The following is a 20,737-nucleotide window of genomic DNA, read 5'->3' as shown; positions in this document are numbered from 1 at the left end:
CGTCGCCCCACGATCGTCTCTCCCCACGATCGTCCCCACCCCGCCACAGAAGGTCTGAACCGAGCGACTGCCACCACGCCCAGACCGACACAATCCCAAAACTGGACTAACGCAGCAGTCCCGCAAGCGGGCGAGGGTTTTCGGCCGGAGTCCGTCAATCGATAGCGAGCCCTCGGGTCAGGCGCCGGCAGCCCCCTCTCCCGCCCGCGGGAGAGGGCTGGGGTGAGGGCCTTCCATCGCTCCTACCCCACCACCGGCTGCGCCGGGCAGGCTGCCTTCGCCCCACTGCGGCCGAAGACGAAATAACTCGCGATCGCCAGTAGCCAGACGGCGAGGCCACCATAGAGCAGGACCCAGCCGAAGCCGTTCGTCAGGGACTGATGGACGACTGCCGAGGAGACGCCGCTCTCGGGGGAAACCGTCGCGCCGGCGGCGATCTGCTGCGCCAGCTGGCGCAACGCCGTCGCGTCGATGCCGTCCGGAAGCGCCGCCCGCAGCGACGCGCGCACCCCCTCGACCAGCAAAAAGCCCATCAGCGCGATGTTGATGGCGAGCGAGATCATGCGCGCGCTCATGTCGATGCCCGACGCCATGCCGGCGCGGTTGGCGGCGACCGCGCCCGTCGTGGTGTTGGTCACCGGCGTGTTGGTGAAGCCGAGGCCGATGCCGGCCAGCACGCAGCCGGGCAGCATAGTGAGCCAGCTGGCCGCCTCGACGCTGCTGCCGAGCTTCATCGCCAGGAAGCCCAGCCCGATCAGGAACAGGCCGGCCGGAATGACGAGGCCGGGGCGGTAGCGGAGCGACAGACGCTCAGCCAGGGGCGGCACCATCAGGGTCGGCAGCGTATAGGCAAGCAGCGCTGTGCCGGCCGCGACGCTGTCATAGCCGAGACCGGCCTGGAACCAGATCGGCAGGTAGATCATGAACGGCCAGAAGCTGACATTCATGGCGGCCGAGCCGATCACCGCGCCGGAGAAGGGGCGGATGCGGAATACGGAGAAATCGAACATCGGCCGCGGGCTGCGTTTTTCGGCGATGATGAAGCCGAAGAAGCTCGCGATCGCGACGCAAAGGATAGCCAGCGCCGCCGGGCTGGCAAAGCCGAGATCGGGTCCCTGCGTGATGAAATAGGCCAGCGCGAAAACGCTGAGCGACAGGGTCAGCATGCCGGCGAGGTCGAGATGCGTCGCCTCGGGATCGCGCGATTCCTCCACGCCGACCTGCGCCAGCCCGAAGGTGACCAGGCTGAGCGCGACATGGACGAGAAACACCCATTCCCAGCTCCAGACCGCGACGATGGCGCCGCCGACGATCGGGCCGAAGCCGAGCCCGATGCCGAAGATGATGCCCCACCAGCCGAACGCCATGCCGCGCGCCCGGCCCCCGCGAAACTGGTGCGACAGCACGGCGACCTGGCAGATCAGCATGACGCCGCCGCTCAGGCCCTGAAGGAAACGGGCGACGATCAGGATCGATACGCTCTCCGTCAGACCACAGACCAGCGAGGCGAGACCGAAGGCGGTGATGCCAATCAGGAACACGCGCTTGCGGCCATAGCGGTCGGCCAGCGTGCCCGTCGCCATCAGCACCGCCGTCACGGCGATGGTGTAGGCGTTCATGATCCACTGCAACTCAATGAAATCGGCATGCATCACCTGCTCCAGCGTCGGCAGGATCGCCGGGACGCTCGAGATTTCCAGGCCGAACATCAGCGAGGAGAGACAGACGGCGGCGAGCGCGACGAGGCTGCGGCGCGACGGGGACGGGTCGTGGGTCATGGATCGGCTTTCGAAGGCCGCGACGGCTCCGGCGGGAGGGCCGGCGTCGCGGCGAGAGATTCGGCGCCGACCTTATCGACGACTTGACGACAGCAAAACCGGATGGATATCTATTTCAGAGACAACAAATCCGGATGACTGCCATGACCGTGCTGGACGTCGAGTCGGTTCAGGCCTTCGTCGCCATCGCCGATTTCCAGAGCTTTACGCGCGCCGCCGAGGCGCTGGGGACGACGCAGGGCGCGATCAGCGTCAAGCTGAAGCGGCTGGAGGACAAGATTGGCCAGCGGCTGGTCGAGCGGACGCCCCGCTCCGTCCGGCTCTCGGCGCAGGGCGCGCTGTTCCTCGACGGCGCGCGCGGTTTTCTCGCCGCGCATGAACGGGCGTTGGCCGGCCTCTCCGATTGCCGCCGCCGCTTCACGCTCGGCATCGCCGCGCATGTCGCCGGGCCGGAAGTGCCGACCCTGCTGGCGCGGCTCAACGCGCATGATCCGGGCCTGACGATCGAGGTACGGCTCGACAATTCGCGCACCCTGCTCGACGCCTTCGACCGCGGCGAGCTCGACGCCGCCATCATCCGCCGCGAGGATGACCGGCGCGATGGCGAGATGATCGGGCCGGAGCATTTCGGCTGGTACGCCGTGCCGCAGTTCGAGCACCGGCAGGGCGAGCCGGTGCGCCTGGCGGCGCTGGCCCCGTCCTGCGGCGTGCGCGACATCGCCACCCGCGCGCTCGACGCCCGCCACATTCCCTGGACCGAGGTGTTTCTCGGCGGCAGTTCGTCGATGGTGACGGCGGCGGTCTCGGCCGGGCTAGCCATCGGCGCCTTCTCCTGCCGGATGGCGCCCGCCGGCACGGTCGAGGTCGGCTCGCGCTTCGGGCTGCCGGAATTGCCCTCGTCCGAAATCGTGCTGCATTCGACGCTGACCGACGCCAAGTCGCGCGGGGCGCTCCGCACGCTGGCCGCCGCCTTCCGCGAGCATCGCGGCGCGACGTTGACGGGCTGAGCAGCGAGAGCAAGCCCTCACCCCACCCTTTCCCGGTCGCGGGAGAGGGTTTTCGCCGGCACGCTTCCTCGATCCCGTAGCTTGCACCGGCTCGCCACCGACACCTTCGCCCCCCGCTCTACGCCCTGCCTCCGCCCCTCCGTCACGCTCCGGCGGCAAACCCCTTCGTGACTCCGCTTGCAATATAAAATCGATGTGATTTAATCCGTCGCAGCTGCCGCCAAAAATGCGGAGCGGAAGAAAAGAGACGGCGAAACAGCCGTTCGTTCGAGGAAACACCCACGGGAGATTTCATGATGCGCTTGCGTCTCGTCACAGCGTTGCTGGCCTCCGCCGCCGCGTTCGTCGCCGTCTCTGCCCATGCCGATAATCTCGTCACCAAGGACCGCGTCGGCCCCGCCGATGCGCCCAAATCCTTCACGCTCCGCCTGACCAATGACGGCCCGACCAGCACAGATCCGGTCTGGGCCGAGGGCTACCAGAAGCTGTTCAGCGAATTCATCCAGCGCCATCCGGGCTGGCGCATCGATCTCGAGCGCATGTCCGACAATATCGGCCAGGAACAGGCCCGCATGCTCGAGCAGGCAAAGTCCGGCAACGGCCCGGATTGCGCCGCCGTCGACAGCTTCGTTCTGGCCCTGTTCAAGGGCGCCAACGTCCTGAAGCCGCTCGACGAATACTTCACCAAGGAAGAAGTCGCCGACCTGTTCCCCTTCATCCGCGAGGGCATCACCGGCCCGGATGGCAAGATCTACGCCTGGTGGTGGAACACCGACCTGCGCGTGCTCTACCGGAACAAGGAAATCGTTCCGGATGCGCCCAAGGACTGGGCCGAGCTGAAGGCCGCCGCGCTCGCTTCCAAGGAAAAGGGCGGCGAGGGCGTGCTGTTCAATGGCGGCCGCTGGGAAGGCACGACCTTCGACTGGCTCGCCAATTTCTGGGCGCAGGGCGGCAAGCTCGTCGACGACAAGGGCAAGCCGATCTTCGCCGAGGGCGAGAACCGCGAAAAATTCCTGAAGGCGGTCAACTACTTCAAGGATCTGGTCGATTCCGGCGCGGCGCCGAAGCGGGTCGCCACCATCGTCAACTATGACGAGTTCAACGCGGCGGCGGCGGCCGGCACGGCGGCGCTGTTCATCGGCGGCAACTGGCAGTATGGCCAGCTGAAGAACACGCTGGAGCCGGAAGAGTTCGCCAAGTGGACCTTCTCGGAGATCCCCGGCCCGACCGCCGACCAGCGCTCGACCGGTACCGGCGGCTGGACCTTCGGCGCCTTCTCCAACGATCCGGCAAAGGTCGCCATGTGCGCGGCCGTGGTCAAGGAGATCTACGCCGGCCCCGGCAACGCGCTGCAGCAGCAGTTGCCGACGGCGGCGGCCCTCTACGGCAAGTACGACGTCTTCAAGACCGAGGCGAACGAGACCTTCGCCAAGGCGCTCGTCAACGGTCAGGCCCGCCCCGGCGTGCCGATCTATCCGGAGATCTCGAACCAGATCCAGATCATGATGGGTGACGTCCTCTCCGGCACGAAGACGCCGGAAGCGGCGCTCGATGCCGCCAATACCGCTGTCCAGGCCGCTTTCGCCCGCCTCTGACCCGGTATTCGCGACGGGGCCCTGTCCTTCTCCCCCCGGGACAGGGCCCTTCCCTCCGCTGCGCGCGAGGGCGTTCAAGGAGAGACCTCATGCCGACGACAACGGCGGCCGCCATGGGCGCCGCGCAACGCCGCGTGGCCGGACCCAGCCTCGCACGACGCATCGAAGCCAACCCGTTCACCTGGCTGGTGCCGGTCGCCGTCATGCTCGGCGTCTTCTATCTCTATCCGATCCTCGACGTGTTCCGCCTCGGCCTGACCAATGCGAGCCTCGTCGGCTCCGACGAGCGCTATACGATCGTCACACTGCAGGCGATGTTCGAGAACCCCGCCCTGCTCGACATCCTCAAGACCACCGCCGTCTTCACCATTGCCAGCGTCGTCGGCCAGCAGGCCTTCGGCCTCGCCATCGCGCTGCTGGTGATGCGCGGCGAGCGGCGCAAGCTCAAGGGTATGGTCGCGCTCCGCACCCTGGTCCTGGTCGCCTGGGTCATCCCCGGCATCGCCAACGGCCTGATCTGGCAGATGCTGTTCAGCGAGGCGCCGTTCGGCGCCATCAACAGCGTGCTGCGGATGATGCACGTCTCGCCGGTCGCCTGGCTGTCGGACCCCAACATCGCCATGCTCTCGGCCGTCATCTCCAATGTCTGGCGGGGCACGGCCTTTTCCATGATCGTGTTCTACGCCGCGCTGAAGGCGATCGACCCGACGCTGTATGAAGCCGCGAGCGTCGATGGCGCCGGCCATCTGCAGAAGCTGCGCTTCATCACGCTGCCGCAGCTGCGCGCCGCTATCCTGGTCAATTCGATCCTGGTGACGATCCAGACGCTCAACACCTTCGACGCGATCATCTCGCTCACCGGCGGCGGCCCGGGCCGCGCCACTGAAGTGCTGTCGCTGTTCACCTTCAACACGGTGTTCCGCAACTACGACCTTGCCGGCGGCAGTGTGCTGTCCGTGCTGATGCTGGTGATCAGTCTCGTGCTGGCGCTGTTCTATGCGTCCTTCATGCCGCGCCGGGAGGTGTCCGAATGACCCACGAAGCCCGCGAGAAATGGGGCGACGCCCTCACCTATCTGTCGGCGATCGTGATTGCCGCCTTCTTCCTGACGCCGCTGGCCTGGCTGCTGTCGCTGTCGCTGCGCACCCGGCAGGAAGTCTTCCTCGGCGCCAGCCGCTTCATCCCGAAGCGGCCGACGCTGGACAATTTCGCGCAGATCCTCTCGGACCCGACTTTCCTGCTCTATCTCTGGAACGGGCTGAAGCTGTCCGCGCTGGGCGGGCTCGGCTGCCTGCTGGTAGCGGCTCCCGCGGCCTACGCCTTCTCGCGCTTCTGGTTCTCCGGCAAATCGGCGCTGATGATGACCATCCTCGCCTTCCAGATGATCTCGCCGCTGGTCATCCTGGTGCCGCTCTACCGCTACATGAGCCGGCTCGGCCTGCTCAACAGCCACTTCGGCGTGACCATGGTCTACATCGCCATCGGCGTGCCGATGTGCACCTGGCTGGTGAAGAGCGCCATCGACAACATTCCGAAGTCGCTGGAAGAAGCCGCTGCCATCGATGGCTGCAGCCGCTTCGGCACCTTCTGGCGCATCACCCTGCCGCTCGCCGCCCCCGGCCTCGCCTCCGCCTTCATCCTGATCGTGATCCTGAACTGGTCGCAGTTCCTGATCCCGTTCCTGCTGCTGAACAAGGACGCGCAGCTGCCGATCTCGGTCGCGATCTTCAATTTCGCCGGCACCTCCAACGCTTCCTCGACCCAGGTGCTCGCCGCAGCCTGCCTCGTCGCGGTGGTGCCGGCCATCATCGCCTTCCTCCTCCTGCAACGCATGATCGTCGGTGCGCTCACCGCCGGCGCCGTCAAGGGCTGAGGCAACCCGATCCATCCCCCTCCCCCTATCCATACCCCTATCCGAGACGGAGAATTCCCATGTCCCTGACCCTCCAGCAGCGGCTCGCCCGCATCGACGTCCGCGTCGAGGAACTGGGGTTCTGGCGCGAGCGCGAGACGCTCGCGGTCGAAAACTGGCAGTTCGAGGGCGCTCCGATCGCCATGGGCGACTTCTGGCCCAAGAAGGACGGCACCGTCACCTTCGACACGGAAGCGTCCGTGCCCGAGCATTGGTCGCTCGAGGATGTGCGCCTTCTGATCGATGTCGGCGGGGAAAGCCTGATCACGCTGACGCCGATCGGCTCCGGTGCTGAAAAGCGCTTCGGTCTCGACCCGTTCCACCAGGAATTCCCGGCTCCCGCCCGCCGCTTCAAGATCCGTGTCGACGCCGTCGCCCGCCTGCCCTTCGGCGAGCCGGTGCGCGAGCCGCGCCTGACGCGCGCCCATCTCGCCTGGATCGACCAGCCGGTGCACGAACTGGCGCTGCTGCTGCGCCAGGTTTCGGAAGCCGCCCATTTCCTCGGCGCGCATGAGGTCGTGCCGCATCTCATCGTGGCGGCGGAGAACACCTTCGCAACGCTCGACTGGCCCTCGGCGACGCAGGACTATGTCGCCCGCACGGCGCCGCAGCATGGCCAGCAGAAGATCTGGCAATTGCCGCCGCTGAAGGCCAATCCGGAAGGGCTTCGTCAGGATCACCGCGCCAGCGTTTCGCGCGCGCTCAAGGATCTGACCGCGGCGCTGAAGGAGTTGAAGGCGCGCTATCCGCAGCAGGGCAAGCTCGGCATCACCGGCCACGCCCATATCGATCTCGCCTGGCTCTGGCCCTATGACGAGACCCGCCGCAAGGCGCGCCGCACCTTCAACACCGCGCTGCGCCTGATGGAGCGATTCCCCGATTTCGTCTTCAACCAGTCCACCGCCGCCTATTACGCGCAGATCGAGGAAGACGACCCCGCCCTGTTCCAGGAGATCGTCGCGGCGGTGAAGAGCGGCCAGTGGGAGACCATTGGCGGCATGTGGGTCGAGCCCGACACCAACATGCCGACCGGCGAAAGCTTCGTGCGCCAGATCCTCTACGGCCAGCGCTATTTCGAGCAGAAGTTCGGCGTGCGCCACCGCGTCTGCTGGCTGCCGGACTGCTTCGGCTTCTCGCCGGCGCTGCCACAGCTCCTGCAGCAGGGCGGCATGGACTCCTTCTTCACCATCAAGGTGAACTGGTCGGAGACCAACAAATTCCCGCATGACCTGTTCTTCTGGGAAGGCCTCGACGGCAGCCGGGTCATCGCCCACACCTTCGACAATCCGGTGCGCGGCTATAATGGCTCGACCGAGCCGGAGGCGATCCTCGGCACCTGGGGCAATTTCCGCGGCAAGACGCTGCATGACGAAAGCCTGCTCGCCGTCGGCTATGGCGATGGCGGCGGCGGCGTGACGCCGGAGATGCTGGAGCGGCAGGCACAGCTGGCCGATTTCCCGGCCATCCCGACGCTTTCGCCCGTTCGCGTCGAGGACGTCTATGCCCGCATGCACGCTATTCCCGCTGCCGAGATCCCGGTCTGGCAGGGCGAGATCTATCTCGAACTGCACCGCGCCACGCTGACGACGCAGAGCCACACCAAGCGCCTGCACCGCCATGCCGAGCGCGCGCTGATCACGGCCGAGACGGTCGCCTCGCTCGCCAACCTGCTGGGCGCAGATCGGCCGGAGAGCCTGGAGCTTGCCTGGCGCAAGGTGCTCAAGAACGAGTTCCACGACATCCTGCCCGGCTCCGGCATCCGCGAGATCTACGAGGACGCCGAGCGCGAACTGGGCGAGGCGCTGGCAACCGGCCTCGACGCGCAGCAGGCGGGCCTATCCGCGCTGGTCGGCCAGTTGCCGAAGGGCGAGGCGAAGAACGCCCTCGTCGTCGTCAATCCCGACCTGCACGCCCGCCCCGTCCGGGTCGAACTGGACGGGCAGGCGATCGCGCTCGACGCGGTCGTGCCGCCGCTCGGCATCCTCGTGCTCGACGACAAGGAACTGGCGCCGACCGCCGGACTCAGCGTCTCGAAGCAGAAACTCGAAAACAGCCTGATCCGCGTCACGCTGAATGCGGACGGCACGATCGCCAGCCTGTTCGACAAGCGCAGCGGCCGCGAGGCGCTCGCGGGTCGCGGCAACCAGCTCTGGGTCTATCCCATGGATAAGCCCCGCAACTGGGACGCCTGGGACCTCGAGGACGATTACGTCAAGAACGGCCAGGAACTGACCTCGTTCGAAAGCCTGGAGGTGACCGAGTCCGGCCCGCACCGCGCGTCCATCCAGATCGTGCGCAAGTTCCGCGACTCGACCATCACCCAGACGCTGCAGCTGTTCGCCAACTCGCCGCGCCTCGACATCCAGACCGATCTCGACTGGCATGACCGCCGCGTGCTGCTGCGGACCCTAACGCCCGTCGATATCCGCTCCGATCTCGCCACCTTCGAATGCGCCTTCGGCGTCGTCCGGCGCACCACCCACAACAACACGTCGTGGGACGAGGCGAAGTTCGAGGTCCCGGCGCATTGCTTCGCCGATCTGTCGGAAACCGGCTTCGGCGTGGCGCTGCTCAACAACGGCAAGTATGGCCACAGCATCAAGGGCAACGTGCTGGGTCTCAGCCTGTTGCGCGCGCCGATCTATCCGGATCCGCTGGCGGACGAGGGCGAGCAGAGCTTCGTCTATTCGCTGCTGCCGCATGCCGGCGCCTGGCACGAGGGCGGCGTGCGCGAGGAAGCGCTCGACCTCAACCAGCCGCTGCTCGCCATCCGCGCTTCTGACGTCGCGACCGGAGTGCAGACCCCGATCGCGGTCTCCGGCATGGCTGCCGGCCTCGGCGGCCTCAAGGCCAGCGAAGACGGCAAGGCCCTGGTGCTCCGCGTCTACGAGCCGGCCGGCGGGCGTGGCCGCCTCGACATCGCGCCGCGGGCGGGCTGGCGGCTCTCCGGCCCGGTCAACATCCTGGAGGAAACGGTCGATCGCGCCGCCGGACCGGATCTCAACCCGTTCGAAGTCCGTAGCTGGCTTATCCAGCCAAGCTAGGCCTGCGCCATCCTTGACAAGCGAGCCACCCTTGCTCTCTATCCGCCGGCGGACGGTCACCCATGATCTCCGCCGGCGGCACTGACATCCCGATGAAATCCAAGACGTCTCCAGGCGACCTCGCCGGTTCGAACTCCGGGCTGGCGGCGAGCCATAACCAGGCGGTGATCCTGCGCACCATCCGTTGGCATGCGCCGATTTCCCGCACCGAACTGGCCGCCCGGTCTGGTCTCAGCAAGCAGGCCGTCGCCCGCATCACCGAAAAGCTGATCGATGACGGCCTCGTGGTCGAGGCGCGCCGGCGCTACGGCATGCGCGGCCAGCCGGCGATCGAGCTGGAGATCAATCCGGAAGGTTGTTTCGCGGTCGGCGTCGGCTTCGGCCGCGACCACCTGACCATCGTGGCCGTCGATGCCCTGGGCACGGTGCGCGACCGCATCCACCGCGAAGTCCGCTACATGCTGCCGGACGAATTCTTCGCCGAGATGAAGGAAGCGCTGAAGACGTTCCGCCGCCACGCCATCGACGAGTCGCGCCTCGCCGGCATCGGCGTCGCCTTTCCCGACTGGCTCGGCGAAATCCCGTTCATCGGCATGCCCGAGGCCTACAAGAGCTGGCGCAGCGTCGACGTGCGCGAGCGCTTCGCCCGCATCACCGACCAGCCGATCCTGATCGACAATGACGCGACGGCGGCGGCGATCGGCGAATTGACCTATGGCCTCGGCGTCGAGATCCGCAGCTTCTTCTATATCTTCTTCGGCTCCGGCCTTGGCGGCGGGCTGGTGCTGGACGGCGCCTGCTATCACGGCACCACCGGCATCAGCGGCGAGATCGGCTGGCTGCCGGTGACGCTGCCGGATGCACCGGCCGGCGAGCGCGTGCAGCCGCTCGGCCAGGTCGTGTCGCTGTTCATTCTGTATGATTATCTCGCCAGCCACGGCATCGCCGTCGAGCGGCCGCAGGATCTTCTGACGCTCGACGCGCGCGGCAAGCGGCTGTTGACCCAATGGCTGCGCATGGCGGCCGGCCATATCGCCGAGGCGGCGATCGACATCGGCCTGCTGATCAATCCCGACGCCGTGCTGATCGGCGGCCGCATTCCGGTGACGATCATCGACGAACTGCTCGGCTATGTGCGCGAGGCGCTGTCGCGCGACCTTCGCCCGACGCCGCGCATCCACCGCGCCGTCGGCTCGGAAGACGCGGCAGCGCTCGGCGCCGCCACCCTGCCGCTGGCGCACGCGCTGCGGCTCGAATCCGCCGACCCCGCGCAATTGACCCGCTCGCCGCTGCGTAGCGACGACACGCGGTCGGGCAACCGCGTTCAGCGCGACCAAGGTCGATCGAGGTAAGGGGCTGGACGCATCTCCCTGAAGAGACCTTCATGCAACTCCATCCTCAACATGCTGAGGAGGCCCGGAGGGCCGTCTCGAAGCACGCAGAGCGTGGCAGCATGAAGACTTGCCCACAGGCAGTGTGTCCTTCGAGACGGCTTGCTCGCGCAAGCCTCCTCAGGATGTTGAGATCGGGATTTGCCCAGCCACTTTTCGGGTCCTCGAAAGTCTCACCCTGGGAGCGGTAAAGGACTCTAAGGCCGAAACGGGCGGCGGGGATCGGGCAGCAGGAATTCCAGGAACGGCATGGCGGCGATGCCCATCAACACGGCGTCGCTTGCCAGCGAGCCCGGCGCCAGTTCCGGCAGCCAGTAGGGTTGGGTCGGCTCGATCATCCGCTCCTGCCGCTGCCGGGCAAGGCGCGACACCAGCGCCGCCAGCAGATCGGCCGGCAGGCGGCCGCCGATGAAGATGACGCGCGGCGCGATGAAGGCGGAGATCGCGATGATCGAATCCATCAGATGCGCGGTGACCGCCTCGATCCACCGCGCAACGGCGGGATCGGCCGGATCGAGCGTCGCAATGCCGGCAAGCGCCGTGGTCGAGGCGACCTCGTCGAGCAATCTTCCGTCCTCGCCGGTGCGCATCGCGCCGACGAGCCCTGCCCGCTGGTCGACGCCGTTGAACACCGAGCCGCCGATGATCATGCCGGCCCGGGTCGAGGGACCGAGCAGCACATAGACGAAGCTGTCGCCGGCCGTTGCCTGCCCGAACTGCCGCTCGCCCAGCGCCGCGGCGATGGTGTCGGGCTCGACGATGACGGGCAGCGGCGCCAGCGCGGCGCGGATCTCGTCGGCGCCATCGAGCGCCGTGATGCCGACGCCCATCACCCGCGCCGCCGTGCCTTCGGCCAGCCGTTCCAGCGCGGCGGAAGCGAGCCCGATGACGACGCGCGCCGTCTCGCCTTCCGGCACGGGCCGCTCGTCGCGCAGCACGACCTGACCGGCGAGGTCAATCGCCACCAGCCGCGCCATGCTGTCCGACACGTCGATGCCAAGCGATACGGCGCCCTCGGCAACGAGGCTGAAACGGTTGGCGCGCGAGGCCTCGTCCGAGCCCTCGCGGACCAGCCCGTCGGCGACGAGGCGTCGCACGATGTTGGTGATGCCGGGCACCGTCAATCCGGTCAGCCGGGCGAGTTCGAGGCGGCTCATCGGCCCCGTCCGGCGCAGCGCCTCCAGCGTCACGCGCAGATTGTGATCGGCGGCATGGACGAGGTTCTGCCCGGCCGGCTGATAGGCCGTCCGTTCGGCCGGCGGCGCGGATCCGGTTCGGAGCGGCGATGAAGGGGAACGATCGATCGACATGAACCCGTTTTCGCACGAAGCGCTGCAAATTCCATCCGCGATTGCGGCCTTCTGCCGGCAATCTCAGCCCGGCCGGCCGTGATGGCGCAGCACGAGGCCGACCGCGCCGAGGCACGCGTCATTGTCGGTGAACACGCCCGGCACGAAGCGGGTCCTCGCTTCGGGCGCGATCTCGGCCCGCTTGACCAGCGTGTGGCGCTCGAAGCTCTCCGACAGCGGCCCGAGCAGCATGTCGCCCGCCAGCGGCATCCGGCCGCCGAGCACGACCAGCGCCGGATTGATCGCCGTGCCGATGATGGCGAGGCCCTTGCCGGCCGCCTCGCCCATCTCGGCGATCTGGCGCCGGCTCGGCTCGTCGCCGCCGCGGGCCAGCGCGACCAGCCCGTCCATGTCGAAAGGACGCCCCAGCCGCCTTTCCGTATCGGCGAGCGCCGTGCGGGCGCTGGCATAGAGCTCCAGGCAGCCGCGATTGCCGCAGCGGCACAGGGGCCCGGCCGGATCGATCATCATATGGCCGAATTCGCCGGCCGAACCGGCGATGCCCCGGACGACATGGCCGCGATTGACGATCGCGCCGCCGACGCCGAGGTCGATCTTGAAGAAGACGAAATCCTCCACCCCGATCGCCGCGCCCCACATCATCTCCGCGATCGCGGCGCAGTTGCTCTCATTGTCGGCGAAGATCGGGCTCTTCAGGACCGGGCCGAAGGTGGCGCGGATATCGGTGCCGGCCCAGGTCGGCACGCCGCTGGCGCGCAGCACGCGGCCATCGACCGGATTGATCGGACCGGCGACCGCCACGCCGACGCCGAGCCGCCCTTCCGGCGCGAGCCCGTGCTCCTCATAGGCTTCGTCGATCAGGCGACGGGTCAGCGCCGCCGCCTCGGCCGGCGAATAATCCGGCTCGATCTGGACCTTGCGGTCGGAGATCACCCGATGCGAGACATCGGCGACGATCAGCTGGATTGCCTCCAGCCCGAACAGCACGCCGACGCAGGTGCCGACCTTCGGATTGAGCATCAGCGCCGTCGCGGGGCGGCCGACGCTGGCGCCGCGCCCGGTTTCACTGCTAGCCTTCTCGATGACGATGTCCGATCGGCGCAGCTCCGCGAGCGTCATCGAGACGGTCGATTTGGCGAGGCCGGTGAGCCTGGCGATTTCGGTCGCGCTCAGCGTGCCGCGCTCGCGCAGCAGGCGGACGACGCGCGCCGAAGGCGTGCCGTCGCCGGCATCCTCGAAGAACGATTTTAGTCTTGCTTCAAACATTGGCGAACTTTGCGGGCGCGTTGACAGCTTAATAAGTTCATCATAGAACAAATACGGCGTCAGATCACGGGGAGACGGACTGAAAGCCATAAAAACAAGTACCTGCGCAAACCGATCGTAAGTATCGGGCGGGACACCTAGGGAGAGGAACCATGACCTTCACTTGGAAGGTGAGCGCTGGACTATTGTCCTTTGTTCTCCTGAGCGGCACGGCTCTTGCCGAGCCCAAGACGAACCTGCTGCATCAATGGGCGACCGGCTCGGACGCCGCCGCCGTCGCCAAGCTGGGCGAGATGTTCACCGCTGCCGGCGGCAAGTGGGAACAGACCTCGATCGCCGGCCACACCGCCAACACCCTCGCCAAGCTCCGCGCCGACGTGATCGCCGGCAATGCGCCGCCGGCCGTCCAGCTCAAGGGCCCGGAGATCGCCGAGTGGAACGCCACCGGCATGACCGCCAATCTCGACGAGCTCGCCGCCGCCGAAGGCTGGGAAAAGGTCGTTGCGCCCGAGCTGATCTCGGTGATGAAGCCGACCGGCAACTGGGTTGCCGCGCCGATGAACATCCACCGCATCAACTGGCTTTGGTCCTCGCCCAAGGTGCTGAAGGAAGCCGGCGTCGAGGCGGTGCCGAAGACCTGGGCCGAGTTCAACGCCGCCTGCGAGAAGGTCGTCGCCGCCGGCAAGATCTGCATCGCCCATTCGACAGCCGACTGGACCGATTCGACCGTGTTCGAAGTGGTCGTCTACGGCCAGGACATCGACCTGTTCCGCAAGGCGCTGGTCGAGGGCGACGTCGACGCGCTGCGCAGCGAGGGCATGGTCAAGGCCCTGACCCAGCTCCGCCTGATGACGTCGAAATACATGGATCCCGGCATGGTCGGCCGTGACTGGGACACCATGTCGGCGATGGTTGGCCGCGGCGACGCCGCCTTCCACATCATGGGCGACTGGACCGTCGGCCTGCTGACCGCGGCCGGCTTCAAGGAAGGCACCGACTATACCTGCAGCCAGGCGCCGACCGACTGGGGCAAGCCCGGCTTCATCCTGAACGCCGACAGCGTCGTGTTCTTCAAGCAGAAGGACCCCGACTACATCGCCGGCCAGCAGTTGCTCGCCAAGACGATCCTATCGCCGGAGTTCCAGACCGCGTTCAACCAGGCCAAGGGCTCGATCCCGGCCCGCATGGACGTCGACCTGTCGACCGGCTTCAACCCCTGCCAGCAGCTTTCGCAGAAGGACCTGCAGGCTTCGATCGAGGCCGGCACGCTGGTGCGCTCGATGGCCCACAACATGACCATTCCGCAGAAATATCGCGGCGCGATCATGGATACGGTCACCGAGTTCGTGAACACGCCGGCCATGACGCCCGAACAGGCGGCGACCGCGATCGCGGACGCCGTCGAGGCCCAGATGTAACGAACCGCGCTTCCGGGCGCGACGCCTCCGCGTCGCGCCCGGTTCCCTGGTCAGGCTACATCACCCTTCCATCACCTGCGCCATTCTTCACCTCTCGCCCAAGGGAGAGGTCGACAGCGATGGCTGGCGGGTGAGGGTTCGCGGCCTTCCTCGATGGTTCCCTAAACCCTCACCCGGCTCTTCGAGCCGACCTCTCGCTTGAGGCGAGGTGAGAAGCCCGGGTCCCCAGGATCCGGCTCACAAGGACAGGGCCAGCAATGTCGACAGTTCCAATGGATGCCGGCCGGAATTCCGCGTCGGGGGCGCCCGGCCCCACCTGGCGGGAGCGTCTCGCCCGGATTTCGCCGATCCTCATTCTCGCCCCGTCCCTGGCGGCGTCCTTCGTCTACATCTTCGTCTTCACGATCTGGACTCTGTATATCTCTCTGTCCAACTCGTCCTTGCTGCCGAGCTACGGCTTTATCGGCCTCGACAACTACGTGTCGCTGTGGAGCAACCGGCGCTGGAACATCGCCTACAGCAATCTGTTCTTCTTCTCCGCCTTCTACATCGTCGGCGCGATGGGCATCGGCCTCCTCCTCGCCATCCTGATCGACCAGCGCGTGCGCGGCGAGGCGATCTGGCGGACCATCTTCCTCTATCCGCTCGCCGTGTCCTTCATCGTCACCGGCACGGTCTGGAGCTGGCTCTACAACCCGACCGACGGCATCCAGATGCTGGTGCGCAGCCTCGGCTGGACCCATTTCAACTTTGCGCTAGCGTCCGATCGCAGCACCGCGATCTACGCCATCATCATCACCGGCATCTGGCAAAGCTCGGGCTTCGCCATGGCGCTGTTCCTCGCCGGGCTGCGCTCGGTCGACCAGGACCTGATCAAGGCGGCGCAGATCGACGGCGCCTCGACCTTCCGGACCTATCGACGGGTGATCCTGCCGATCATCTCGCCGATCTTCCTGGCCGTCGCGGTGGTGCAGATCCAGTTCGCGATCAAGACCTTCGATCTCGTCGCGGCGCTGACGCGCGGCGGCCCCGGCATCTCGACCACCTTCCCGGCCATCTATGTCTACGATCTGATGTTCCAGCGCGGGCAGATCGGCGAGGGCGCGGCCGCCGCCATGATGATGCTGGCGGCGCTTGCCGTGGTGCTGGTGCCCTATGCGCTGTTCGTCGTCTGGCGCCATCGCCGGGAGAGCCGTCCATGACCGACGCCACCATCGCCGCGGTCCACGACCGCGAGGCCGCCGCCGCCTCCCGCCGCCACTTCGTCAGCCGCACGATCATCTACGCGCTGCTCACGATCTTCGCGGTGATCTACCTGGCGCCGCTGCTGATCCTCGTCTTCAACTCGTTCCGCGAGCAGCCGGAGATCGCGCAGAACGGCCTGATCGCCTTCCCGCGCAGCTTCCAGTTGAAGGCCTGGGCCGAAGCCTGGAGCACCTATTGCATCGGCGGCACCTGCGAGGGCATGCGCCGCAACTTCCTGAACTCGCTCTGGATGGCGGTGCCCGCCACCATCCTCTCGACCCTGCTCGGCGCGATGAACGGCTACGTGCTGTCGAAATGGCGCTTCAAGGGTTCGGAAGTGCTGTTTACGCTGATGCTGCTCGGCGTGTTCATGCCGGGTCAGATCGCGCTGATGCCCTGGGCCTTCCTGCTCGGCAAGGTCGGGCTGACCAATTCGACCTACGGGCTGATCCTGATCCATGTCGTGCAGGGCATCTCGTTCACCACCCTGTTCTGCCGCAACTACTACGTTTCGATCCCGGACGACCTGATAAAGGCGGCGCGCATCGATGGCGCCGGCTTCTGGCGGATCTTCCGCAAGATCATCCTGCCGCTGTCGCCGCCGATCCTGATCGTCACCGTGATCTGGCAGTTCACCGGCATCTGGAACGAATATCTGTTCGGCGTCGTGTTCACCTCGGGCCGCGAACAGCCGATCACCGCCGCGCTCGTGGCGCTGACCGCCAGCGGCACCAATGTCCGCGCCTATGACGTGATGAGCGCCGCCGTGCTGATCGGCGCGCTGCCGCCCCTGCTCGTCTACTTCCTCGGCGGCAAGTATTTCGTCCGGGGCCTCACCCAGGGAGCGATCAAGTGATGACCCGCTCCCCCGACCTTTGCTGCAATCCGATGAGGCTCGCATGTCGTCCCTGAACATCCGCAACCTGCGCAAGAGCTTCGGCGCCGTCGAGGTGCTGAAGGGCATCAACATCGAGGCGCGGACCGGCGAGTTCATCGCGCTGGTGGGACCCTCGGGCTGCGGGAAATCCACCCTTCTCGCCATGATCGCCGGGCTCGAAAGCGTCTCCGAGGGCGAGATCCGCATCGGCGACCGGCTGGTCAATTCGGTGGCGCCGAAGGACCGCGACATCGCCATGGTGTTCCAGTCCTATGCGCTCTATCCGACCATGACCGTGCGCGAGAACATCACCTTCGGCATGGAAAGCCGCGGCGTGCCGAAGCCGCAGCGCGACGAGGCGGTGAAGCGCGTCGCGGCGCTGCTGCAGATCGAGCCGCTGCTGAAACGCAAGCCCGGCCAGCTTTCCGGCGGCCAGCGCCAGCGCGTCGCCATGGGACGCGCTTTGGTGCGCGACCCCAAGCTGTTCCTGTTCGACGAGCCGCTTTCCAACCTCGACGCCAAGCTGCGCGTCGACATGCGCACCGAGATCAAGAAGCTGCACCACCGCGTCGGCAAGACCACGGTCTATGTCACGCATGACCAGGTCGAGGCGATGACGCTCGCCTCGCGCATCGCGGTGATGCACCAGGGCCAGGTGCAACAGTTCGACGAACCGCAGGTGGTCTATGACCGGCCGGCCAACATGTTTGTCGCCGGCTTCATGGGCTCGCCGGCGATGAACTTCATCCCGGCGACGCTCACCACCGACGCCGAGGGCAAGCCGGCGGTTTCGTTCAAGGCGACGGGCGGCACGGCGGTGTTGACGCTGCAGGACGGCATCTCGCCGGGCGCGGCGGGCCGCGACGTCATCCTCGGCGTCCGGCCGGAGCACATCTTCCGCTATTCGCACGAGCTGAAGGCCAGCAAGAAGAGCATCGCCAGCGTCGACGCACCCGTCGAGATGGTCGAGCCGACCGGCGCCGAGACCATCGGGCTGATGCGCTTCGGCGAGCTGGAAGTCACCGGCCGCTTCGACCCGGACGAGGCGCCGCGCATGGGCGAGACGATCACGCTGGGCATCGACATGTCGCATGCATGCCTGTTCGACCCCGTCACCCGCAACCTCATCTAGCCGCGCAGCCGACGGGCCAGCCTTCATGACCTTTGCCAACTACCCAAGCCTTTCCGGGCGCGTCGTGTTCGTGACCGGCGGCGCCTCCGGCATCGGCGCCGACATCGTCCGCGCCTTTGCCGGAACCGGCGCGAAAGTCGCTTTCGTCGACATCCAGGCGGATGCGGGCGCGGCGCTTGCCGAAGAACTCGCCGGCGCGGAACATCCGCCCCGCTTCTACCGCTGCGACCTGTCCGACACCGCCGCGACGCAGGCGGTGATCGCCGAGGTCGGCCGCGCGCTCGGACCGATCGGCGTGCTGGTCAACAATGCCGCCAATGACGACCGGCACGAGATCGACGCGGTGACGGAGGAATATTGGGACTGGGCGCAGGCGATCAATCTGCGCCCGCAATTCTTCACCGCCCAGGCCGTGCGGCCGCAGATGCAGGCGCTTGGCGGCGGTTCGATCATCAACTTCTCGTCGATCGCCTGGCGCGGCGGCGCGCCGAACATGCCGGCCTACACCACGGCCAAGGCGGCGGTGCTCGGGCTGACGCGCAGCCTGGCGCGGGCCTTCGGTGCCGACAACATCCGCGTCAACGCGATCGAGCCCGGCGCGGTGATGACCGAGAAGCAGCACGCGCTCTGGTATCCGACGCCGGAAAGCGTCGACGCGCTGGTGAGCCGCCAATGCATCCGCAAGGTGCTGCTGGGCGACGAGATCGCCCGCACCGTGCTGTTCCTCGGCGCCGACGACAGCCGGATGATCACCAAGCAATCCATCATCGTCGATGGCGGCCTGATCTAGCGCCGCCCGCAAAACCCTTCGGCAGATTGGAAATGCCATGCTGCAAGTCGGACTGAACCCGTATGGATTGACCTACTATCTCGGCCTGCAGGGGCACGGCACGCCGCGCGCCAATCCGGACGGGCGCGGCCTTGAAGGATTCATCGAACTGGCCGAGGAGCTGGGCGCGAAGACGCTGGAGATCTTCGAGCCCTGGATCGCGCGGCTCGACGATGGCGAGGTCGCGGCGCTGAAGGCGCGGCTGGCCTCGCTCGGCATGACACCGGTGATCAGCAGCGGCCTGAACCAAGGCCCGCTCGACAGCGCGTTTCGCTCGGCCGGGCGGCTGGATGCCAAGCTGATCCGCGTCTGCCTCACCTCGGTGCTCTGCGGCGACCGCAACGCCTGGGGCGAGAAGTGGCACGAGCTGGTGCGTGGCGTGCATGCGGCGCTGGCCCTCTATGCCCCACGCGCCGAGGCCGAGGGCCGGACGCTGGTGATCGAGAACCACCAGGATTTCACCAGCGACGAGCTGGTTGCGTTCTGCGAGGAGGCGGGTTCCGCCGTCGGCATCTGCTACGACACCGGCAACACGCTCCCCGTCGGCGAGGCGCCGCTCGATTTCACCCGCCGCATCGCGCCCTGGGTCCGGCACGTCCACCTCAAGGACTACAACGCCCAGTTCACCGATGAGGGTTTTCGCCTCGTCCGCTGCGCGATCGGCGACGGCGTCGTGCCGTTCGCCGAGGTGCTGGCGATCCTGGCCGAGCATCATCCGCAACTCACCGCCGTGCTGGAGCCCGGCGCGCTCGACGTGCGGCATGTCCGCCTGCTGACGCCGGACTGGTGGAACGGCTACGCCCCGCGCAGCGCCCGCTCGCTCGCCGCCTGCCTGCTCGCGGCGCGGCGCAACCGCCTCCCCGACGACGCCGACTATCGCACCCCCTGGGAGCGCGGCGAGGATGGCGCGCTCGTCCAGTACGAACTCGACATGATCCGCAGGAGCGTCGCCAACATGCGCTCGCTCGGCATCATGCCCTGACCTTCGCAATCCATTCCCTCGACACCGAAATCCAGAAGGAGCTCGCAAATGAGCAAGGAACTCGCCGGAAAGATCATCTTCGTCACCGGCTCGGGCCGCGGCCTGGGCCGCACCATGGCCGAGAAGCTGGCGAGCCTGGGCGCCGACGTCGCCATCCATGACCTCGAATGGACGGGACCGGCCAAGTATGGCGAGGCCAAGGACCTGGGCGAAGTCGCCGCCGAGATCGCCAAGCATGGCGTTCGCACCGTCGCCGTCACCGGCAATATCGGCGACCCCGCCGCCGTCCAGAAGATGAAGGAGGAAATCGAGGCTAAGCTCGGCACGGTCAACGTGCTGGTCAATTGCGCCGGCGGCGATATCGGCGCCTCCGGCAACAAGCCGAAGCCGAACGACGCGCTCCACATCTCGTTCGAGGACATCCAGGTACTGACCAACAACAACCTGATCGGCACCATGCTGGTCTGCCAGGCCTTCGTGCCGGCGATGGTCAAGGCCGGCAGCGGCTCGGTGATCAACATCGCCTCGGCGGCGGCGCATATGGGCTGCTCGCCGGAAGTCGTCTATTCGACGCTGAAGGCGGCTGTCGTGCACTACACGCGCTGCCTCGCCAAGGAACTCTATGAAGAGGGCGTGCGGATCAACGCGGTGAGCCCCGGCCCGACCAAATCGGCCCGCTTCCAGGCGACCCGTGTCGTCGACCCGGTGAAGATGGATTCGTCGGGCAAGTCGTTCAACCGCTACGCCGAACCGTCCGAGATCGCCGACGCCGTGGCGTTCCTGGCAGGCCCCGGCTCGAAGTTCATCAACGGCCAGGTAATCCGCGTCGATGGCGGCCTGACGCTGTTCCCGGGGTAAAGGCCAAGCAAGGCCCTCACCCTACCCTCTCCCGCAGGCGGGCGAGGGATTTTGGCCTGTGGGTGTCTTCAACACCGCACCAAGCGGAATGCC

16 protein-coding genes are annotated in these 20,737 nt (G+C 66.9%); 13 read left to right on the top strand and 3 right to left on the bottom strand.

Annotation, left to right across the window (positions count from 1 at the left end):
- Positions 1-242: 242 nt before the first annotated feature.
- Positions 243-1,778: an MFS transporter gene (locus OSH10_RS20635; RefSeq protein WP_266334209.1), complete on the bottom strand. Its 1,536-nt coding sequence runs from the start codon at positions 1,776-1,778 to the stop codon at positions 243-245.
- Positions 1,779-1,921: 143 nt separating this feature from the next.
- Here OSH10_RS20635 and OSH10_RS20630 point away from each other — a divergent pair, with 143 nt between their 5' ends.
- From OSH10_RS20630 to OSH10_RS20605, 6 genes are all read left to right on the top strand, one after another.
- Complete coding sequence (locus OSH10_RS20630) at positions 1,922-2,785, top strand: LysR family transcriptional regulator (protein WP_266334207.1); 864 nt, start codon at positions 1,922-1,924, stop codon at positions 2,783-2,785.
- Positions 2,786-3,081: 296 nt separating this feature from the next.
- A complete protein-coding gene (locus OSH10_RS20625) occupies positions 3,082-4,380 on the top strand; it encodes a type 2 periplasmic-binding domain-containing protein (protein WP_266334234.1) in 1,299 nt (432 codons plus the stop codon).
- A 113-nt stretch (positions 4,381-4,493) separates the two neighbouring features.
- The gene (locus OSH10_RS20620) at positions 4,494-5,414 is read left to right on the top strand and encodes a carbohydrate ABC transporter permease (protein ID WP_407660743.1); all 921 of its coding nucleotides are present in this window, start codon (positions 4,494-4,496) and stop codon (positions 5,412-5,414) included.
- Entirely contained in the window at positions 5,411-6,253 is an 843-nt protein-coding gene (locus OSH10_RS20615; protein ID WP_266334205.1) for a carbohydrate ABC transporter permease, read from the top strand. Before OSH10_RS20620 ends, OSH10_RS20615 begins: the two co-directional genes overlap by 4 nt.
- Before the next feature lie 59 nt (positions 6,254-6,312).
- Complete coding sequence (locus OSH10_RS20610; protein ID WP_266334203.1) at positions 6,313-9,336, top strand: alpha-mannosidase; 3,024 nt, start codon at positions 6,313-6,315, stop codon at positions 9,334-9,336.
- A 92-nt stretch (positions 9,337-9,428) separates the two neighbouring features.
- Entirely contained in the window at positions 9,429-10,688 is a 1,260-nt protein-coding gene (locus OSH10_RS20605; RefSeq protein WP_266334201.1) for an ROK family transcriptional regulator, read from the top strand.
- Between the two features lie 236 nt (positions 10,689-10,924).
- Here the strand turns inward: OSH10_RS20605 and OSH10_RS20600 are convergent, their stop codons facing one another.
- Together OSH10_RS20600 and OSH10_RS20595 are read right to left on the bottom strand one after the other, a co-directional pair.
- A complete protein-coding gene (locus OSH10_RS20600; RefSeq protein ID WP_266334199.1) occupies positions 10,925-12,037 on the bottom strand; it encodes an ROK family transcriptional regulator in 1,113 nt (370 codons plus the stop codon).
- Between the two features lie 63 nt (positions 12,038-12,100).
- Entirely contained in the window at positions 12,101-13,303 is a 1,203-nt protein-coding gene (locus OSH10_RS20595) for an ROK family transcriptional regulator (RefSeq protein WP_266334197.1), read from the bottom strand.
- Positions 13,304-13,455: 152 nt separating this feature from the next.
- On the opposite strand from OSH10_RS20595, the gene OSH10_RS20590 reads away from it, so the two are divergent.
- The 7 genes from OSH10_RS20590 (at position 13,456) to OSH10_RS20560 (ending at position 20,644) form a co-directional block, all read left to right on the top strand.
- A complete protein-coding gene (locus OSH10_RS20590; RefSeq protein ID WP_266334195.1) occupies positions 13,456-14,721 on the top strand; it encodes an ABC transporter substrate-binding protein in 1,266 nt (421 codons plus the stop codon).
- Positions 14,722-14,978: 257 nt separating this feature from the next.
- Positions 14,979-15,923 (top strand): carbohydrate ABC transporter permease, encoded by a 945-nt coding sequence (locus OSH10_RS20585; RefSeq protein WP_266334193.1) that lies wholly within the window; start codon positions 14,979-14,981, stop codon positions 15,921-15,923.
- Positions 15,920-16,822 carry a carbohydrate ABC transporter permease gene (locus tag OSH10_RS20580; RefSeq protein ID WP_266334191.1) on the top strand — a complete coding sequence of 301 codons (903 nt, stop codon included), beginning with the start codon at positions 15,920-15,922 and terminating at the stop codon, positions 16,820-16,822. Before OSH10_RS20585 ends, OSH10_RS20580 begins: the two co-directional genes overlap by 4 nt.
- Before the next feature lie 43 nt (positions 16,823-16,865).
- The gene (locus OSH10_RS20575; protein WP_266334189.1) at positions 16,866-17,975 is read left to right on the top strand and encodes an ABC transporter ATP-binding protein; all 1,110 of its coding nucleotides are present in this window, start codon (positions 16,866-16,868) and stop codon (positions 17,973-17,975) included.
- Between the two features lie 25 nt (positions 17,976-18,000).
- Positions 18,001-18,765, top strand: a complete 765-nt coding sequence (locus tag OSH10_RS20570; RefSeq protein WP_266334187.1) for an SDR family NAD(P)-dependent oxidoreductase — start codon at positions 18,001-18,003, stop codon at positions 18,763-18,765.
- 37 nt (positions 18,766-18,802) lie between these two features.
- Complete coding sequence (locus tag OSH10_RS20565; RefSeq protein ID WP_266334185.1) at positions 18,803-19,786, top strand: sugar phosphate isomerase/epimerase family protein; 984 nt, start codon at positions 18,803-18,805, stop codon at positions 19,784-19,786.
- Between the two features lie 48 nt (positions 19,787-19,834).
- Complete coding sequence (locus tag OSH10_RS20560) at positions 19,835-20,644, top strand: SDR family NAD(P)-dependent oxidoreductase (protein ID WP_266334183.1); 810 nt, start codon at positions 19,835-19,837, stop codon at positions 20,642-20,644.
- Positions 20,645-20,737 lie beyond the last annotated feature (93 nt).

Source organism: Kaistia defluvii, assembly GCF_026343955.1.
GTDB classification, from domain to species: Bacteria; Pseudomonadota; Alphaproteobacteria; order Rhizobiales; family Kaistiaceae; genus Kaistia; species Kaistia defluvii.
The sequence above is the reverse complement of the archived record's forward strand: the minus strand, read 5'-3'. Positions and strand labels throughout refer to the sequence as shown.

Excerpts from the sequence above, each read along its gene's own strand:
- OSH10_RS20610 (WP_266334203.1), top strand. The coding sequence starts at position 6,313 with ATGTCCCTGACCCTCCAGCAGCGGCTCGCCCGCATCGACGTCCGCGTC.
- OSH10_RS20625 (WP_266334234.1), top strand. The coding sequence starts at position 3,082 with ATGCGCTTGCGTCTCGTCACAGCGTTGCTGGCCTCCGCCGCCGCGTTC.
- OSH10_RS20575 (WP_266334189.1), top strand. The coding sequence starts at position 16,866 with ATGTCGTCCCTGAACATCCGCAACCTGCGCAAGAGCTTCGGCGCCGTC.
- OSH10_RS20590 (WP_266334195.1), top strand. The coding sequence starts at position 13,456 with ATGACCTTCACTTGGAAGGTGAGCGCTGGACTATTGTCCTTTGTTCTC.
- OSH10_RS20630 (WP_266334207.1), top strand. The coding sequence starts at position 1,922 with ATGACCGTGCTGGACGTCGAGTCGGTTCAGGCCTTCGTCGCCATCGCC.
- OSH10_RS20595 (WP_266334197.1), bottom strand. The coding sequence starts at position 13,303 with ATGTTTGAAGCAAGACTAAAATCGTTCTTCGAGGATGCCGGCGACGGC.
- OSH10_RS20600 (WP_266334199.1), bottom strand. The coding sequence starts at position 12,037 with ATGTCGATCGATCGTTCCCCTTCATCGCCGCTCCGAACCGGATCCGCG.
- OSH10_RS20570 (WP_266334187.1), top strand. The coding sequence starts at position 18,001 with ATGACCTTTGCCAACTACCCAAGCCTTTCCGGGCGCGTCGTGTTCGTG.
- OSH10_RS20565 (WP_266334185.1), top strand. The coding sequence starts at position 18,803 with ATGCTGCAAGTCGGACTGAACCCGTATGGATTGACCTACTATCTCGGC.
- OSH10_RS20580 (WP_266334191.1), top strand. The coding sequence starts at position 15,920 with ATGACCGACGCCACCATCGCCGCGGTCCACGACCGCGAGGCCGCCGCC.
- OSH10_RS20635 (WP_266334209.1), bottom strand. The coding sequence starts at position 1,778 with ATGACCCACGACCCGTCCCCGTCGCGCCGCAGCCTCGTCGCGCTCGCC.
- OSH10_RS20620 (WP_407660743.1), top strand. The coding sequence starts at position 4,494 with ATGGGCGCCGCGCAACGCCGCGTGGCCGGACCCAGCCTCGCACGACGC.
- OSH10_RS20605 (WP_266334201.1), top strand. The coding sequence starts at position 9,429 with ATGAAATCCAAGACGTCTCCAGGCGACCTCGCCGGTTCGAACTCCGGG.
- OSH10_RS20615 (WP_266334205.1), top strand. The coding sequence starts at position 5,411 with ATGACCCACGAAGCCCGCGAGAAATGGGGCGACGCCCTCACCTATCTG.
- OSH10_RS20560 (WP_266334183.1), top strand. The coding sequence starts at position 19,835 with ATGAGCAAGGAACTCGCCGGAAAGATCATCTTCGTCACCGGCTCGGGC.
- OSH10_RS20585 (WP_266334193.1), top strand. The coding sequence starts at position 14,979 with ATGTCGACAGTTCCAATGGATGCCGGCCGGAATTCCGCGTCGGGGGCG.